Here is a 17458-nt window from a genome sequence, read left to right on the forward strand (position 1 = left end):
CGCCCACCGTCGGTATGTATAGTTATTCATATGACTGTATCGGTCGCGATCGCCGGCGCCAGCGGATATGCCGGGGGCGAGGTGGCGCGCCTGCTGCTCGCCCACCCCGAGGTCCGGATCGGCGCCCTCACGGCGCACTCCAGCGCGGGGGAGCAGGTCGGCGCCCACCACCCGCACCTGCGCCGACTAGCCGGCCGCACCTTCGGGCCCACCACCGCCGAGGCGCTGGCCGGCCACGACGTCGTCGTGCTGGGCCTGCCCCACGGCGCCTCGGGGGCCATCGCCGCTGAGCTCGCGGGCAGCGGCACCCTCGTCCTCGACCTCGCCGCCGACCACCGGCTCACCGACGCCGCCGACTGGACGACGTTCTACGGAAGCGAGCACGCCGGCCACTGGCCCTACGGCATGCCCGAGCTTCTGCACGACGGCGAGACCGCCGCGGGCGCCCAGCGAGACATCCTCACCGGTGCGGACCGGATCGCGGTCCCCGGCTGCAATGTCACGGCCGTGACGCTCGGCATCCAGCCCGGCGTGGCCGCGGGCGTGGTCGATGCCGGTGACGTGGTCGCCGTGCTCTCGGTCGGATACTCCGGCGCGGGCAAGGCGATGAAGGCGCACCTGACCGCGGCCGAGGGAATCGGCTCCGCCGCGCCGTACGCCGTCGCCGGGACGCATCGGCACGTGCCCGAGATCGAGCAGAACCTGCGGCGGTCCGCTCCCGCAGACGGCGGCCCGGTGCGCCTGTCCTTCACCCCCGTGCTGGTTCCGATGTCCCGCGGCATCCTCGCCACCACGACGGCGCCCCTCGCCCCGGGCGTGGACGCGGCCGGCGTGCGCGCCGCCTGGGAACAGGCCTACGCCGAGGAGCCGTTCGTCGAGCTCCTGCCCGAGGGCCAGTGGCCCACCACGGCAGCCACCATCGGCGCCAACAGCGCCCTGGTGCAGGTGGCGGTCGACCACCGCGCCGGCAGGGTGGTCACCGTCTGCGCCCTCGACAACCTCGTCAAGGGCACGGCCGGTGCGGCCGTGCAGTCCATGAACCTCGCCCTCGGCCTGCCCGAGGGCCTGGGCCTGAGCACGGAAGGAGTCGCCCCGTGAGCGCAGCAGTGGCGGGTATCACGAGCCCGGCCGGGTTCCGCGCCGCGGGCGTGGCCGCCGGCCTGAAGTCCTCCGGCGATCCGGACGTCGCTCTCGTGGTCAACGACGGGCCGGAGAAGGTCGGCGCGGCCGTCTTCACCACCAACCGGGTGGTCGGCGCGCCGGTGCTGTGGTCACGCCAGGTGGTCAGCGACGGGGTCGTGGAGGCAGTGCTGCTCAACTCCGGCGGCGCGAACGTGTGCACCGGGCCGGACGGCTTCGCCGACACCCACCGCAGCGCCGAGCGAGCCGCGGAGGCGCTCGGCGTCTCGGCCGCGGACGTGGTGGTCTGCTCCACCGGCCTCATCGGTGAGCGGTTGCCCATGGACCGGCTGCTGCCCGGCGTCTCCGCAGCGGCGGACGCGCTCACCGGCGAGGGCGGTCTCGCGGCCGCCCGCGCGATCATGACCACCGACTCGGTCCCCAAGACCACCCACGTGGTGCGCCAGGGCTGGAGCGTGGGCGGGATGGCCAAGGGCGCCGGCATGCTCGCCCCGGCGATGGCGACCATGCTCAGTGTGGTGACCACCGACGCCGTCGTGGCCCCGGAGGTGGCCCGCCGGGCGCTGGCCGCCGCCACCACGGTCACCTTCGACCGGGTGGACTCCGACGGGTGCATGTCCACCTCGGACACGGTGGTGCTGCTCGCCTCCGGTGCCTCGGGGGTGAGACCGTCCGAGGACGAGCTCACCGAGGCCCTCACCGCCGCCGGCGCCGACCTGGCCCGGCAGCTGGTCGCCGACGCCGAGGGCGCCTCGCACGACATCGCCGTCGAGGTCGTCGGCGCCACCACCCCCGACGCCGCACTCGCCGTCGCACGTGCCGTCACCCGCTCGAACCTGGTCAAGGCCGCCGTCTTCGGCAACGACCCGAACTGGGGCCGCATCCTCGCCCAGGTGGGTACCGTGCCGGTCGAGGTGGCGCCGTTCGAGGCCGACCGGGTGGACGTGAGCATCAACGGCGTGATGATCTGCCGGTCCGGCGCGGCCCACGCCGACCGCACCGAGGTGGACCTGGCGGCCGCCCGCGAGGTGCGCATCCTCATCGATCTGCACGCGGGCGCCGCTGAGGCGACCGTCTGGACCAACGATCTGACCCACGACTACGTCCACGAGAACAGCGCGTACTCCACATGAGCGATCCCACGCCCTCCACCGAGGACTCCTTCGTCTTCAACACCGAGACCGACCTGCAGCCCGGCCAGAAGGCCGAGGTACTCATCCAGGCACTTCCGTGGCTGGAGCGCTTCTCCGGCGCCGTTGTGGTGATCAAGTTCGGCGGCAACGCCATGGTCGACGCGAACCTCGAGCGTGCCTTCGCCGAGGACGTCCGCTTCTTCCGCTACGCCGGCCTCAGGCCGGTCGTCGTGCACGGAGGCGGCCCGCAGATCTCGGCGATGCTGCAGCGCCTGGGAATTGCCTCGGAGTTCCGTGGCGGGCTGCGCGTGACCACCCCCGAGACCATGGACGTGGTCCGGATGGTGCTCACCGGCAAGGTGCAACGGGACCTGGTGAGCAGGCTGAACGAGCGTCAGCCCCTCGCCGTCGGGATCTCCGGGGAGGACGGCGGCCTGTTCACCGGCCGCAGACGCCAGGCCACGGTCGAGGGCGAGCTCGTCGACGTCGGGCTCGTCGGTGACGTGATCGAGGTCAACGCCGGCGCCGTGGTCGATCTGCTCGACGCCGGCCGCATCCCGGTGATCTCCACCATCGCCCCCGACGTCGACCATCCCGGTGAGGTGCTCAACGTCAACGCCGACACCGCGGCGGCGGCCCTGGCCACCGCTCTGGGTGCGACGAAGCTCGTCGTGCTGACCGACGTGGAGGGCCTCTACGGCGACTGGCCGGACACGACCTCGTTGATCCGCCAGATCGGTGCCGATCAGCTCGAGGCGATGATGCCCGGCCTCGCCTCGGGCATGGTGCCGAAGATGGAGGCGTGCCTACGCGCGGTGCGCGGCGGCGTCCCGCAGGCCCACGTGATCGACGGGCGCCAGCCCCACTCGCTGCTGCTGGAGATCTTCACCAGCGAGGGTGTGGGCACGATGGTGCTCCCGGAGGAGACCCCATGAATGAGCTGACCGACATCGTCCGGCCCACCGGCGCGCTCAGCCAGGCCGACTGGACCGGCCGCTACACCGGCGCGTTGATGAACACCTTCGGCGCCCCGCAGCGGGTGTTGGTGCGCGGGGAGGGGTGCTACGTCTGGGACGCCGACGGTGAGCGCTACCTCGACCTGCTGGCCGGGATCGCCGTCAACAGCCTCGGGCACGCCCACCCGACGCTGACCGGGGCCATCTCCGCTCAGCTCGGCACGCTCGGCCACATCTCGAACTTCTTCGCCTCCCCGGTGCAGATCACCCTGGCCGAACGGCTCGCCACCCTCACGGCCGCAGGCCGGCGCCCGACGGCGGCCCGCACCTTCCTCACCAACTCCGGCACGGAGGCGATCGAGGGAGCCTTCAAGCTGGCCCGCCGCCATGGCGGCAGTGCTCGCCCGCGGATCCTGGCGCTGGAGGGCGCCTTCCACGGGCGCACCATGGGAGCGCTGGCGCTGACCGCCAAGCAGGCCTACCGCGAGCCCTTCGAACCGCTGCCCGGCGGGGTCGAGCACCTGCCGTTCGGTGACGTCGCCGCGCTCGAGCAGGCCTTCGCCACCGACGGCGACCGGGTGGCCGCCCTCGTGGTGGAGCCGCTGCAGGGGGAGGCAGGCGTGCGCCCGCTGCCCGCGGGCTACCTCGCCGAGGCACGGCGCCTGACCGCCGAGCACGGCGCGCTGCTGATCCTGGACGAGGTGCAGACCGGGGTGGGCCGCACGGGCGAGTGGATGGCCTTCCACCACGACCACATCGGTGGCGGCATCACCCCCGACGTGGTCACGCTCGCCAAGGGCCTCGGGGGCGGCTTCCCGATCGGGGCGCTGGTGGCGCTCACCGAGGAGGCGGCCACGCTGCTCGGCCCCGGCCAGCACGGCACCACCTTCGGCGGCAACCCGGTGGCGTCGGCGGCCGCACTGGCCACCCTGCACGTGATCGAGCGCGACGAGCTGCTCGCCCGCGTGCGCCGCACCGGTGCTGCCGTGCGCGAGCAGATCGCCGCTGCCGGCCACCCGCTCGTGGCCGGCGTCCGTGGCGAGGGTCTGCTGCTGGCGATCGCCCTCACCCAGGAGATCGCCCCGGACGTGGCTCGGGCCGCGCTGGCGGCCGGCTTCGTCGTCAACCCCGTCGCGCCGGATGCGATCCGGCTGGCACCACCGCTCATCCTGACCACCGAGCAGGCGCGCACCTTCACCGACGCCCTGCCCCAGATCCTGCAGAAGGCGACTGCGTCATGACCACCACGACCGACCGCACACCCGGTGACCAGCCGGGATTGCGTCACTTCCTCGCCGATGACGACCTCACCTGGTCCGAGCAGCGGGAGGTGCTCGAGCTCGCCGCCGCCCTCAAGGCCGACCCCTACGGCCGGCAACCACTGGCCGGCCCCGCCTCGGTGGCCGTCATCTTCGACAAGCCCACGCTGCGGACGCAGGCCTCCTTCACGGCGGGCATCGCCGCCCTCGGCGGCTACCCGATGCTGGTGGACGGCCGCCTTGCCCAGATCGGTATCCGCGAATCCGTCGCCGACACCGCACGCGTGCTCGGCCGGATGACGGCCGCGATCGTGTGGCGCACCTACGCCCAGTCCGCGCTCGAGGAGATGGCCGCGTACTCGGGGGTCCCGGTGGTCAACGCCCTCACCGACGCCTACCACCCGTGCCAGATCCTGGCCGACCTGCTCACCGTCGCCGAGCACACCGGCGGCTTCAGCCCGCAGGGCCCGGCGCTGGCCGGCCGCACGTTCGCCTACGTCGGCGACGGCGCCAACAACATGGCCCACTCCTACCTGCTCGGCGGCGCGCTGGCCGGGATGCACGTACGCATCGGCGCCCCGGACGGGTACCAGCCCGATCCGGCCGTGGTGAAGCGGGCGGCCGCCCTGGCCGCGGGGACCGGCGGGTCGGTGACCATCGTGGAGGAGGCGACGGCCGCCGTCACCGGTGCAGAGGTGGTGGCGACCGACACCTGGGTCTCGATGGGCCAGGAGGAGGAGAAGGACGAGCGTGAGGCGCCGTTCCGGCCCTACCAGGTCGATGATGCTCTCCTGGCCGGCGCCGAGCCCGGCGCCGTGGTCCTGCACTGCCTGCCCGCCTACCGCGGCAAGGAGATCACCGAGGACGTGCTCGAAGGACCTGCCTCGAGGGTGTGGGACGAGGCCGAGAACCGCCTGCACGTGCAGAAGGCGATCCTGACCTGGTTGCTGGACAGGTGAGCGCAGGCCGATGAGCGTCCCCGCCACCAAGACCGCCCGGCACGCCCTGATCCGCCAGGTGATCAGCACCGGCGCGGTGCGTTCGCAGGGTGAGCTGCAGCAGCTGCTCGCCACCCGCGGGCTCTCCGCCACCCAGGCCACCCTCTCGCGCGACCTCGAGGAGCTGCGTGCGCAGAAGGTGCGAGCGGGTGACGGCCACCAGCAGTACACCGTCCCGCCGGAGGGACCGCTCGGCCACCCGAGCGGTTCCGACGGCGAGCAGCTGGCCACCCGCCTGGCACGGTTGTGCACCGAGCTGCTCGTCTCCGCCCAGGCCTCGGGCAACCTCGTGGTGCTGCGCACCCCGCCGGGCGCGGCACAATTCTTGGCATCGGCGATCGACCAGTCGATCCTGCCGCCGGTGATCGGATCGATCGCCGGTGACGACACGGTGCTGGTGATCGCAGCAGACCCCGACGGCGGCCTCGCCGTCGCACAGCTTTTCCTGGACCTGGCCGACGGCCGCGACCCAGAGCGTGACGACAAGGAGAACGAGTGAGCAAGGTACTGACGCAGCTGCCGGTGGGCGAACGGGTGGGGATCGCCTTCTCGGGCGGCCTGGACACCTCGGTCGCCGTGGCATGGATGCGCGAGCGTGGGGCCATCCCGTGCACCTACACCGCCGATCTGGGCCAGTACGACGAGCCCGAGATCGACAAGGTCCCCGGTCGCGCCCTGCAGTACGGCGCGGAGCTGTCGCGGGCGGTGGACTGCCGCGCCGCGCTGGTGGAGGAGGGGCTGGCCGCCGTCGCGTGCGGGGCCTTCCACCTGCGCAGCGGTGGGCGGGCCTACTTCAACACCACCCCGCTGGGACGGGCCGTGACCGGCACGTTGCTGGTGCGGGCGATGCAGGCCGACGGTGTGGACATCTGGGGCGACGGGTCGACCTTCAAGGGCAACGACATCGAGCGTTTCTACCGGTACGGACTCCTGGCCAACCCGAACCTGCGCATCTACAAGCCGTGGCTCGACCCGGAGTTCGTGACCGAGCTCGGTGGCCGGTCGGAGATGAGCCAGTGGCTGGTCGAGCGCCGGCTGCCCTACCGCGACAGCGCCGAGAAGGCCTACTCCACCGACGCCAACATCTGGGGTGCGACGCACGAGGCCAAGACCCTGGAGCACCTTGACGTCTCCCTCGAGACGGTCGACCCGCTCATGGGCGTGAAGTTCTGGGACCCGGCGGTCGCGATCGAGACCGAGGACGTCACCATCGCCTTCGAGCAGGGGCGCCCGGTCTCGATCAACGGCACCCGGTACGAGGACGCCGTGGCGCTCGTGACCGAGGCGAACACGATCGGTGGCCGGCATGGCCTGGGCATGTCCGACCAGATCGAGAACCGGATCATCGAGGCCAAGTCGCGCGGCATCTACGAGGCGCCGGGCATCGCGCTGCTGCACATCGCCTACGAGCGCCTGGTGGCGGCGATCCACAACGAGGACACGATCGCCAACTACCACTCGGAGGGCCGCCGGCTCGGTCGGCTGCTGTACGAGGGCCGCTGGCTCGACCCGCAGGCGCTGATGATCCGCGAGTCGATCCAGCGCTGGATCGCCTCGGTGGTGACCGGCGAGGTGACGCTGCGGCTGCGGCGCGGCGAGGACTACACGATCCTGCGCACCGACGGTCCGGCCTTCTCCTACGCGCCGGAGAAGCTCTCGATGGAGCGCACCGAGGACGCCGCCTTCGGTCCGACCGACCGGATCGGCCAGCTGACGATGCGTAACCTCGACATCGCCGACTCCCGCGCGAAGCTGGAGATGTACGCTCAGCAGCCCGTCGACCAGGGCCAGGTGCTGGTGGAGAACGGCACCCTCTTCGGTGAGCTGCCCACCGGTGGCGCCCACGTCATCTCGGCCAACCCGCAGGCAGGCACCGGTGACCAGAGCGCGCTGGACCACGTGGCCCTGGAAGAAGGCTCCGACTGATGGGCGATCCGCGCACCGCCGCCGGGTCGCTCTGGGGTGGCCGGTTCTCCGGCGGCCCCGCCGACGCGCTCGCGGCGCTGAGCAAGTCCACGCACTTCGACTGGCGACTGGCCCACCACGACATCGCCGGCTCGCGGGCGCACGCCCGGGTGCTGCACGGCGCCGGGCTGCTGGACGAGGTGGAGCTCGCCGGCATGCTCTCCGCGCTCGACGAGCTCGATGCGGACGTCACCTCCGGGGCGTTCGCCCCGGCCGAGGACGACGAGGATGTGCACTCCGCCCTCGAGCGTGGGCTGATCGAGCGTGCCGGACCGGCTCTGGGGGGCAAGCTGCGCGCCGGGCGCTCCCGCAACGACCAGATCGCCACCCAGGTGCGGATGTACCTGCGCGAGCAGACCAGGATGGTCGCTGCCGGTGTGCTGGACGTGGTCGATGCCCTCTGCGAGCAGGCGGCTGCGCACCCGGGGGCCGCGATGCCGGGCCGCACGCATCTGCAGCACGCCCAGCCCGTGCTCCTGGCCCACCATCTGCTCGCGCACGCGTGGCCGCTGCTGCGTGACGTCGAGCGGCTGCGGGACTTCGACGCCCGCGCGGCGTACTCGCCCTACGGTTCGGGTGCGCTGGCCGGCTCATCCCTCGGCCTGGATCCGGCCGCCGTGGCCGCCGAGCTCGGATTCGACGGCCCGGTCGAGAACTCGATCGACGGGACCGCCTCGCGGGACCTCGTGGCCGAGTTCGCCTTCGTGGCCGCCATGATCGGCGTGAACCTGTCCCGGATGTCGGAGGAGGTGATCGTGTGGGCCACCAAGGAGTTCGCCTTCGTGACCCTGCACGACTCGTTCTCGACCGGGTCCTCGATCATGCCGCAGAAGAAGAACCCGGACGTGGCCGAGCTCGCCCGGGGCAAGTCCGGGCGCCTCATCGGTGATCTGGCCGGTCTGCTCGCGACGCTCAAGGGATTGCCGCTGGCGTACAACCGCGATCTGCAGGAGGACAAGGAGCCGGTCTTCGACGCCGTCGACACCCTGGAGCTCCTGCTTCCCGCGGTGGCCGGCATGATGGCCACCCTGACCTTCCACACCGACCGGCTCGCCGAGCTCGCGCCGCAGGGCTTCGCGCTCGCCACCGACATCGCCGAGTGGCTCGTGCGTCAGGGCGTGCCCTTCCGGGAGGCGCACGAGCTCGCCGGCACCTGTGTGCGGGTGTGTGAGGAGCGCGGCATCGAGCTGTGGGATCTCACCGATGCCGACCTGTCCGCCATCAGCACCCATCTGCGCCCGCAGGTGCGTGAGGTCCTCTCGGTGACGGGGGCGCTCGCCTCCCGCGACGCCGTCGGAGGGACCGCCCCGGTGCGGGTGGCCGAACAGCTCGAGGCGGCGCGCGCGGCCTCGAGCCGGCTGCGGGAGGATCTCGCCGCGTGAGACCCGGGCAGGGCTGAGGACCGTGGGCGCCAGGACGATCCCCGCACCGCCGGCACGGACCGTGCAGACCGTGATCGACACGGCTCGCGCGGCGGGCCCGCGGTGCGGCGCGGCGACGGTGATCGCCGTCGACGGCCCTGCCGGCTCGGGCAAGACGACCCTCGCGGCCGCGATCGCGGACGCGTTGACGAGCGCGGGGGAGCAGGTCACCACGGTCCACATGGACGACCTGTACCTCGGGTGGTCCGGGCTGCGGGACTCGGCGGACCGGCTGCGCCGGGAGATCCTGGCACGGTTGTGGCTGGGCCGGGTGGGACGCTATCGCCGCTACGACTGGGAACGCGAGGAGCTCGCCGAGGAGCATGAGGTCCCCGTGGACGGTCATCTCGTCGTCGAGGGCGTGGGCTGCGTGCGCGCCACCACCCGGGCGTATCTCAGCGTGATCGTGTGGGTCGAGGCCGCCGACGACGTGCGCCTGGCCCGCGGCCTCGTGCGTGACGGCGCGGCGGCGGAGCCGTTCTGGCGTCGATGGATGGCCGACGAGGCGGAGCTGTTCGCCGAGTCCGGGGCGCGGGATCTGGCCGACCTGCACGTCGACGCGTTCGGCGGGCTCCGCTCGCTCCGGGGGCCCCGCACATGAGCGCCCTCGATCTGACCGCCCCGTCCACCGACGTGGCACCCGCGCTGCTCGGTGGGCTGATCCGCAGCAACGGGGTGACCGTGCGCCTGGTGGAGGTCGAGGCCTATCGCGGCGCCGAGGATCCTGGCTCCCACGCCTTCCGCGGCCCGAACGCCCGCAACGCCACGATGTTCGGCCCACCCGGGCATCTGTACGTCTACCGGCACCTCGGCCTGCACCACTGCGTCAACCTCGTGTGCTCCCCGGCCGGGGCCGCCACCGCCGTGCTGTTGCGCGCGGGGGAGGTGACCGACGGGCACGAGCTGGCCTGGCAGCGCCGCCGTGCAGCCGGCGTCTGCCGGACGCCCCGCGACCTGGCCCGTGGTCCCGCGCGGCTCGCGGTGGCGCTGGGACTGACGCTGGCCGACGACGGCGCCCCGGTCGCCGTCGGGGCGGAGAGGGAGGCGGTACAGACCCCGACGAGCGCAGGATGCGACATCGTGCCCGCGCCCGCCCCGCCCCCGGCGATCCGTACCGGACCCCGCGTGGGCGTCTCGGGAACGGGCGGAACCGGTGCCTACCCGTGGCGGTACTGGATCGATGGCGACCAGCACGTCTCTGCGTTCCGGGCCGGGCCGGGCGCGGCGTGAGGACGCGGCCGCGGGCTCTAGGCTGGAGCAGCGGGTATCGAACCCGGACCCGTCCGGCGGACGGGCGGAGACAAGGAAGGCACCTGTGAACGACATCCTCGACGAGCTGCGCTGGCGCGGTCTGATCGCTCAGTCCACCGACCTCTCGGCCCTGTCCGAGGCGCTCGCGGAGGGTCCGGTCACCTACTACGCCGGGTTCGACCCGACCGGACCGAGCCTGCACCACGGGCATCTGGTCCAGCTCATGCTGCTGCGTCACCTGCAGAACGCCGGGCACCGCGCCATCGCGCTGGTGGGCGGTGCCACCGGCATGATCGGCGATCCCCGGATGTCGGGGGAGCGCTCGCTGAACACCAAGGAGGTCGTGGCGGAGTGGACGGACCGTCTGCACGCCCAGATCTCCCGGTTCCTCGACTTCGGCGGGGACAACCCGGCACAGATGGTCAACAACCTCGACTGGACGGCACCGCTGTCGGCGATCGACTTCCTGCGCGAGATCGGCAAGCACTACCGGCTGGGCACCATGCTCGCCAAGGACACCGTGGCGCGGCGCCTGGCCAGCGACGAGGGAATCAGCTTCACCGAGTTCAGCTACCAGATCCTGCAGGGGATGGACTTCCTGGAGCTGTACCGCCGGTACGGCTGCACGCTGCAGACGGGGGGCAACGACCAGTGGGGCAACCTGCTCTCGGGTGTCGACCTCGTCCACAAGGCCGAGGGCGCCTCCGTGCACGCGCTCACCACCCCGCTGATCACGAAGGCGGACGGGACCAAGTTCGGCAAGACCGAAGGCGGGGCGGTGTGGCTCGCCCCCGACATGATGAGTCCCTACGCCTTCTTCCAGTTCTGGCTCAACACCGCCGACGACGATGTGGTGGCCTACCTCAAGGTGTTCACCTTCCTCGAGCGCGATCGGATCACCGAGCTCGCTGCCGAGGTGGAGTCCGCGCCCAAGGCCCGCGCGGCGCAGCGCGCACTCGCCCGTGAGGTCACCTCGATCGTGCACGGGCCCGAGGCGACCGAGCGGGTGGAGGCGGCATCGGCGGCGCTCTTCGGTGGCGGGGACGCGGCAGCGCTGCGCGCCCTGGACGGGCCGACCCTGGCCGATGCGGTGGCGCAGGTACCGCGCGGGACGATCATCGTGGGGGAGACGACCATCGTCGACGCCTTGGTCGCCGCCGGCCTCGAGAAGGGCCGCAACGCGGCACGGCGCGTGGTCGGCGACGGCGGTGCCTACCTGAACAACGAGAAGGTCACCGACCCGGAACGGGTCATCACCGCGGAGGATCTCCTACCCGGAGCCGTAGCACTCGTGCGCCGGGGCCGGCGCTCGCTCGCCGTCGTCACCGCTGCCTGAGCGGGAGCGGGCCCCTGCGCCACTGCACCGCGGTGAGGCGCGTCACGTTCGGCGCCGGACGCCGGTGCCGGGCTGCGTGCATGGCGCGATGCGATCCGTATCGCCGCAGGTCAGAGACCATCCCAGGCTCTTCGCGGGGGCAGGGCCGGCCTCGACTTCCCGATTTGACCGGGGGTTCACCGGGCCGTAATGTTTCATCCCGTCGCCCCGTGCAGGAGCAACGGACACCGATCAGGTGGCCGGTCCACACGGAGCAGATCAGCCCGGCAAGTCCGGGTCTGATCGCCCAGACCAACTCGCTGGCGCGAGTCAGGTGCGGTGGGGTAGGATCTGGATCCGGCCCGATCGGCACGTTGACGAGATGTCCAGCGAGCAGTAGGGTAGAGCGGTTGCCCCGAACAGGATCCTCGCGGAGGATCGTGGCGGTGCGCGTTCGTTGTTTGAGAACTCAACAGTGTGTTTGATAGTGATTGATGCCAGTTTTTTATTGGTTGATGTGTGCCCTGCCTCGTTGGGGTGTGCATCTGCCGGGATTTTTGTTCGTATGGTTTGTTGATGCTTTGGCCTTCGTGGTCGTGGTGTTGATGGAATCTTTTACGGAGAGTTTGATCCTGGCTCAGGACGAACGCTGGCGGCGTGCTTAACACATGCAAGTCGAACGATGAAGCGGTGCTTGCACCGTGGATTAGTGGCGAACGGGTGAGTAACACGTGAGTAACCTGCCCCTTTCTCCGGGATAAGCGCTGGAAACGGCGTCTAATACTGGATATTCAGTTGTCCTCGCATGAGGGTATCTGGAAAGAATTTTGGAGAGGGATGGGCTCGCGGCCTATCAGCTTGTTGGTGGGGTGATGGCCTACCAAGGCGGTGACGGGTAGCCGGCCTGAGAGGGTGACCGGCCACACTGGGACTGAGACACGGCCCAGACTCCTACGGGAGGCAGCAGTGGGGAATATTGCACAATGGGCGAAAGCCTGATGCAGCGACGCCGCGTGAGGGATGACGGCCTTCGGGTTGTAAACCTCTTTCAGTAGGGAAGAAGGCTTCGGCTGACGGTACCTGCAGAAGAAGCGCCGGCTAACTACGTGCCAGCAGCCGCGGTAATACGTAGGGCGCAAGCGTTGTCCGGAATTATTGGGCGTAAAGAGCTCGTAGGCGGTTTGTCGCGTCTGCTGTGAAAACGCGGGGCTCAACTCCGCGCCTGCAGTGGGTACGGGCAGACTAGAGTGTGGTAGGGGAGACTGGAATTCCTGGTGTAGCGGTGGAATGCGCAGATATCAGGAGGAACACCGATGGCGAAGGCAGGTCTCTGGGCCACTACTGACGCTGAGGAGCGAAAGCATGGGGAGCGAACAGGATTAGATACCCTGGTAGTCCATGCCGTAAACGTTGGGCACTAGGTGTGGGGTCCATTCCACGGATTCTGCGCCGCAGCTAACGCATTAAGTGCCCCGCCTGGGGAGTACGGCCGCAAGGCTAAAACTCAAAGGAATTGACGGGGGCCCGCACAAGCGGCGGAGCATGCGGATTAATTCGATGCAACGCGAAGAACCTTACCAAGGCTTGACATACACCAGAAGCCCGCAGAGATGTGGGTCTCTTTGGACACTGGTGTACAGGTGGTGCATGGTTGTCGTCAGCTCGTGTCGTGAGATGTTGGGTTAAGTCCCGCAACGAGCGCAACCCTCGTCCTATGTTGCCAGCACGTGATGGTGGGGACTCATAGGAGACTGCCGGGGTCAACTCGGAGGAAGGTGGGGATGACGTCAAATCATCATGCCCCTTATGTCTTGGGCTTCACGCATGCTACAATGGCCGGTACAAAGGGCTGCGATACCGCGAGGTGGAGCGAATCCCATAAAGCCGGTCTCAGTTCGGATTGGGGTCTGCAACTCGACCCCATGAAGTCGGAGTCGCTAGTAATCGCAGATCAGCAACGCTGCGGTGAATACGTTCTCGGGCCTTGTACACACCGCCCGTCACGTCATGAAAGTCGGTAACACCCGAAGCCGGTGGCCCAACCCTTGTGGGGGGAGCCGTCGAAGGTGGGATTGGCGATTGGGACGAAGTCGTAACAAGGTAGCCGTACCGGAAGGTGCGGCTGGATCACCTCCTTTCTAAGGAGTTTCACATAGTGAAGCTCGCTGCTGCGTGTGTCCTTTTGGGGGCGCGAGTGGTGGCGTGCCACGCCTCGGGCGAGTGTTCCGGGGGTGGTGCTTTGCATTTGGGTGGAACATCGATCACTGCTCTTCGCTTCACCGGTGCCTTGATGGGCGCTGGTGGGTGGGGCAAACACACTGTTGGGTGTCCCAGGCAATGAGCTCGCTTTTTGGGGTTTGTTGGTTGGTTGTGCACCGTCTTCTCGGGTGCTGGCGTAATGCTGGTGCTGCGGGTGGGTGAGTGTCGGTAGCTTGAGAACTGCACAGTGGACGCGAGCATCTTTGATTTTTGTGGCAAGTTTTTAAGAGCATTCGGTGGATGCCTTGGCACCAGGAGCCGAAGAAGGACGTAGTAGCCTGCGATAAGCCTCGGGGAGTTGGCAAACGAACTTCGATCCGAGGATTTCCGAATGGGGAAACCCAGCCGGGGTCATGCCCGGTTACCTGCACCTGAACACATAGGGTGTGTGGAGGGAACGTGGGGAAGTGAAACATCTCAGTACCCACAGGAAAAGATATTCCGAGAGTAGTGGCGAGCGAAATCGGATGAGGCCAAACCATGGGTGTGTGATAGCCGGCAGGCGTTGCACTCATGGGGTTGCGGGACTCATCGGTCGATCCTGCCGGGTCGGCAAAGAGTCAGAAAGTCGCGTGATAGTCGAATGGCATTGAAAGGCCAAGCATAGAGGGTGTTACTCCCGTAGACGAAATCGCGTGACCTCTTGATGAGTATCCCAAGTAGCACGGGGCCCGAGAAATCCCGTGTGAATCTGCCAAGACCACTTGGTAAGCCTAAATACTACCTGGTGACCGATAGCGGACAAGTACCGTGAGGGAAAGGTGAAAAGTACCCCGGGAGGGGAGTGAAATAGTACCTGAAACCGAATGCTTACAATCCGTTGGAGCCTCCCTAGCAGGGGTGACAGCGTGCCTTTTGAAGAATGAGCCTGCGAGTTAGTGGTACGTGGCAAGGTTAACCCGTGTGGGGAAGCCGTAGCGAAAGCGAGTCCGAATAGGGCGATTGAGTCGCGTGCTCTAGACCCGAAGCGAAGTGATCTATCCATGGCCAGGTTGAAGCGCGGGTAAGACCGCGTGGAGGACCGAACCCACCTAGGTTGAAAACTGGGGGGATGAGCTGTGGATAGGGGTGAAAGGCCAATCAAACTTCGTGATAGCTGGTTCTCCCCGAAATGCATTTAGGTGCAGCGTCACGTGTTTCTTACCGGAGGTAGAGCTACTGGATGGCTGATGGGCCTCACCAGGTTACTGACGTCAACCAAACTCCGAATGCCGGTAAGTGAGAGCGTGGCAGTGAGACTGCGGGGGATAAGCTTCGTAGTCGAGAGGGAAACAGCCCAGACCACCAGCTAAGGCCCCTAAGCGTATGCTAAGTGGGAAAGGATGTGGAGTTGCACAGACAACCAGGAGGTTGGCTTAGAAGCAGCCACCCTTGAAAGAGTGCGTAATAGCTCACTGGTCAAGTGATTCTGCGCCGACAATGTAGCGGGGCTCAAGCATACCGCCGAAGCTGTGGCATTCATGCATTGACTTGGCTTACCCCTTGCGGGTGGGTCCAGGTGCGTGGATGGGTAGGGGAGCGTCGTGTGGGGGGTGAAGCGGCGGAGTGATCCAGCCGTGGACGCCACACGAGTGAGAATGCAGGCATGAGTAGCGAATGACGGGTGAGAAACCCGTCCGCCGAATGACCAAGGGTTCCAGGGCCAGGTTAATCCGCCCTGGGTAAGTCGGGACCTAAGGCGAGGCCGACAGGCGTAGTCGATGGACAACGGGTTGATATTCCCGTACCGGCGAAGAACCGCCCATACCGAGCCCGGTGATGCTAAGCGCCCAACGCTCATCTGATCCCCTTCGGGGGACGGGTGAGCCGAGCGCGCGACCCGAACCGGTAGTAGGTAAGCGTAGTAACAGGGGTGACGCAGGAAGGTAGCCCAGCGTGTCTTATGGCTTGGCACGTCCAAGGCTGTAGGGCGAGGTATAGGTAAATCCGTACCTCATGTGCCTGAGAGCTGATGGTGACAGCGTATGCTGGATGATTGGGTGATCCTATGCTGCCTAGAAAAACCTCGGCGCGAGGTTCTAGCCGCCCGTACCCTAAACCGACTCAGGTGGTCAGGTAGAGAATACTAAGGCGATCGAGAGAATCGTGGTTAAGGAACTCGGCAAAATGCCCCCGTAACTTCGGGAGAAGGGGGGCCGGATGCGTGATCTACCCTAGCGGTGGTGAGCGTGGAAGGCCGCAGAGACCAGGGAGAAGCGACTGTTTATCAAAAACACAGGTCCGTGCGAAGTCGCAAGACGATGTATACGGACTGACGCCTGCCCAGTGCTGGAAGGTTAAGAGAACGGGTTAGTCACTTCGGTGGCGAAGCTCAGAATTTAAGCCCCAGTAAACGGCGGTGGTAACTATTAACCATCTAAGGTAGCAAATTCCTTGTCGGGTAAGTTCCGACCTGCACGAATGGCGTAACGACTTCTCCGCTGTCTCAACCGCGAACTCGGCGAAATTGCACTACGAGTAAAGATGCTCGTTACGCGCAGCAGGACGGAAAGACCCCGGGACCTTTACTATAGCTTGGTATTGGTGTTCGGTACGGCTTGTGTAGGATAGGTGGGAGACTATGAAGCGGACGCGCCAGCGTTCGTGGAGTCAACGTTGAAATACCACTCTGGTCGTTCTGGACATCTAACCTCGGTCCGTAAGCCGGATCAGGGACAGTGCCTGGTGGGTAGTTTAACTGGGGCGGTTGCCTCCTAAAAAGTAACGGAGGCGCTCAAAGGTTCCCTCAGCCTGGTTGGCAATCAGGTGACGAGTGTAAGTACACAAGGGAGCTTGACTGTGAGACGTACATGTCGAGCAGGGACGAAAGTCGGAACTAGTGACCCGACGGTGGCTCGTGGAAGCGCCGTCGCTCAACGGATAAAAGGTACCCCGGGGATAACAGGCTGATCCTGCCCAAGAGTCCATATCGACGGCATGGTTTGGCACCTCGATGTCGGCTCGTCGCATCCTGGGGCTGGAGTAGGTCCCAAGGGTTGGGCTGTTCGCCCATTAAAGCGGTACGCGAGCTGGGTTCAGAACGTCGTGAGACAGTTCGGTCCCTATCCGCTGCGCGCGTTGGAAATTTGAGAAGGGCTGTCCCTAGTACGAGAGGACCGGGACGGACTAACCTCTGGTGTGCCAGTTGTTCCGCCAGGAGCACGGCTGGTTAGCTACGTTGGGAAGGGATAACCGCTGAAAGCATCTAAGTGGGAAGCCTGCTTCAAGATGAGATTTCCATACACCCTCGAGGTGTGAGAGGCTCCCAGCTAGACTACTGGGTTGATAGGCCGGACGTGGAAGCACCGAAAGGTGTGAAGCTGACCGGTACTAATACGCCGATGACTTACCACAATACATAATCACTGCGTGTATGCGTCCACTGTGCGGTTCCCGAGAGACCGCCACCCCCACCACCCCCCATTCGGCGGGGTGAGTCGGGCGGTGCCATGTCATCTCCATAGAGTTACGGCGGCCATAGCGAGGCGGGAAACGCCCGGTCCCATTCCGAACCCGGAAGCTAAGCCCCTCAGCGCCGATGGTACTGCGACCGCGAGGTCGTGGGAGAGTAGGACACCGCCGGACACCCATTCCAACAAGGGCCACCCCACCACGGGGTGGCCCTTGTTGCGTTGGCACGAGTATCGTGTCGCGGGAATCTGAACAGTGAGGAGCACGATGGGTGAGCACCCACGGGAGAACGCCCCGCGTCATGGTGGCGACGGCGGGCGCAACCGGCGGCCGCGTGAGGATCGACCCCGGCGTGAGGGTGGCGGCACGAG

At 67.3% G+C, this 17458-nt stretch carries 11 protein-coding genes and 3 rRNA genes; all 14 read left to right on the plus strand.

Going from position 1 to position 17458, the window contains the following annotated elements; genetic code table 11:
- Nucleotides 1-30: 30 nt before the first annotated feature.
- The gene (gene argC, locus LQF12_RS06785; RefSeq protein WP_231055208.1) at nt 31-1098 is read left to right on the plus strand and encodes an N-acetyl-gamma-glutamyl-phosphate reductase; all 1068 of its coding nucleotides are present in this window, start codon (nt 31-33) and stop codon (nt 1096-1098) included.
- A complete protein-coding gene (gene argJ / locus LQF12_RS06790; protein ID WP_231055209.1) occupies nt 1095-2273 on the plus strand; it encodes a bifunctional glutamate N-acetyltransferase/amino-acid acetyltransferase ArgJ in 1179 nt (392 codons plus the stop codon). The genes argC and argJ overlap by 4 nt, the downstream gene beginning before the upstream one ends.
- On the plus strand, nt 2270-3208 hold the full coding sequence (gene argB / locus LQF12_RS06795) for an acetylglutamate kinase (protein ID WP_231055210.1): 939 nt from the start codon (nt 2270-2272) through the stop codon (nt 3206-3208). Before argJ ends, argB begins: the two co-directional genes overlap by 4 nt.
- On the plus strand, nt 3205-4470 hold the full coding sequence (locus LQF12_RS06800; RefSeq protein WP_231055211.1) for an acetylornithine transaminase: 1266 nt from the start codon (nt 3205-3207) through the stop codon (nt 4468-4470). Before argB ends, LQF12_RS06800 begins: the two co-directional genes overlap by 4 nt.
- Nucleotides 4467-5447, plus strand: coding sequence for an ornithine carbamoyltransferase (gene argF / locus LQF12_RS06805; RefSeq protein ID WP_231055212.1), 981 nt, complete (start codon nt 4467-4469; stop codon nt 5445-5447). Before LQF12_RS06800 ends, argF begins: the two co-directional genes overlap by 4 nt.
- 10 nt (nt 5448-5457) lie before the next feature.
- Nucleotides 5458-5985, plus strand: coding sequence for an arginine repressor (locus LQF12_RS06810; RefSeq protein WP_231055213.1), 528 nt, complete (start codon nt 5458-5460; stop codon nt 5983-5985).
- Nucleotides 5982-7412: an argininosuccinate synthase gene (gene argG, locus LQF12_RS06815; RefSeq protein ID WP_231055214.1), complete on the plus strand. Its 1431-nt coding sequence runs from the start codon at nt 5982-5984 to the stop codon at nt 7410-7412. Before LQF12_RS06810 ends, argG begins: the two co-directional genes overlap by 4 nt.
- Nucleotides 7412-8833 (plus strand): argininosuccinate lyase, encoded by a 1422-nt coding sequence (gene argH / locus LQF12_RS06820; protein WP_231055215.1) that lies wholly within the window; start codon nt 7412-7414, stop codon nt 8831-8833. The genes argG and argH overlap by 1 nt, the downstream gene beginning before the upstream one ends.
- Before the next feature lie 70 nt (nt 8834-8903).
- Complete coding sequence (locus LQF12_RS06825; protein ID WP_231055216.1) at nt 8904-9473, plus strand: uridine kinase family protein; 570 nt, start codon at nt 8904-8906, stop codon at nt 9471-9473.
- Nucleotides 9470-10102, plus strand: coding sequence for a DNA-3-methyladenine glycosylase (locus LQF12_RS06830; protein ID WP_231055217.1), 633 nt, complete (start codon nt 9470-9472; stop codon nt 10100-10102). Before LQF12_RS06825 ends, LQF12_RS06830 begins: the two co-directional genes overlap by 4 nt.
- Before the next feature lie 85 nt (nt 10103-10187).
- Complete coding sequence (tyrS, locus tag LQF12_RS06835) at nt 10188-11459, plus strand: tyrosine--tRNA ligase (protein ID WP_231055218.1); 1272 nt, start codon at nt 10188-10190, stop codon at nt 11457-11459.
- Nucleotides 11460-12052: 593 nt separating this feature from the next.
- Nucleotides 12053-13576, plus strand: a 16S ribosomal RNA gene (locus LQF12_RS06840).
- Nucleotides 13577-13910: 334 nt separating this feature from the next.
- Nucleotides 13911-17030, plus strand: a 23S ribosomal RNA gene (locus tag LQF12_RS06845).
- Nucleotides 17031-17143: 113 nt separating this feature from the next.
- Nucleotides 17144-17261: ribosomal RNA gene (gene rrf / locus LQF12_RS06850) — 5S ribosomal RNA — on the plus strand.
- Together the 16S, 23S and 5S rRNA genes form the textbook arrangement of a ribosomal RNA operon.
- Nucleotides 17262-17458 lie beyond the last annotated feature (197 nt).

Origin of the sequence: Ruania suaedae (genome assembly GCF_021049265.1) — a bacterium.
Taxonomy (GTDB): Bacteria; Actinomycetota; Actinomycetes; order Actinomycetales; family Beutenbergiaceae; genus Ruania; species Ruania suaedae.

Coding starts and splice junctions, on each gene's coding strand:
- argC (WP_231055208.1), top strand. CDS start 31: ATGACTGTATCGGTCGCGATCGCCGGCGCCAGCGGATATGCCGGGGGC.
- argB (WP_231055210.1), top strand. CDS start 2,270: ATGAGCGATCCCACGCCCTCCACCGAGGACTCCTTCGTCTTCAACACC.
- LQF12_RS06800 (WP_231055211.1), top strand. CDS start 3,205: ATGAATGAGCTGACCGACATCGTCCGGCCCACCGGCGCGCTCAGCCAG.
- argF (WP_231055212.1), top strand. CDS start 4,467: ATGACCACCACGACCGACCGCACACCCGGTGACCAGCCGGGATTGCGT.
- LQF12_RS06810 (WP_231055213.1), top strand. CDS start 5,458: ATGAGCGTCCCCGCCACCAAGACCGCCCGGCACGCCCTGATCCGCCAG.
- argH (WP_231055215.1), top strand. CDS start 7,412: ATGGGCGATCCGCGCACCGCCGCCGGGTCGCTCTGGGGTGGCCGGTTC.
- LQF12_RS06830 (WP_231055217.1), top strand. CDS start 9,470: ATGAGCGCCCTCGATCTGACCGCCCCGTCCACCGACGTGGCACCCGCG.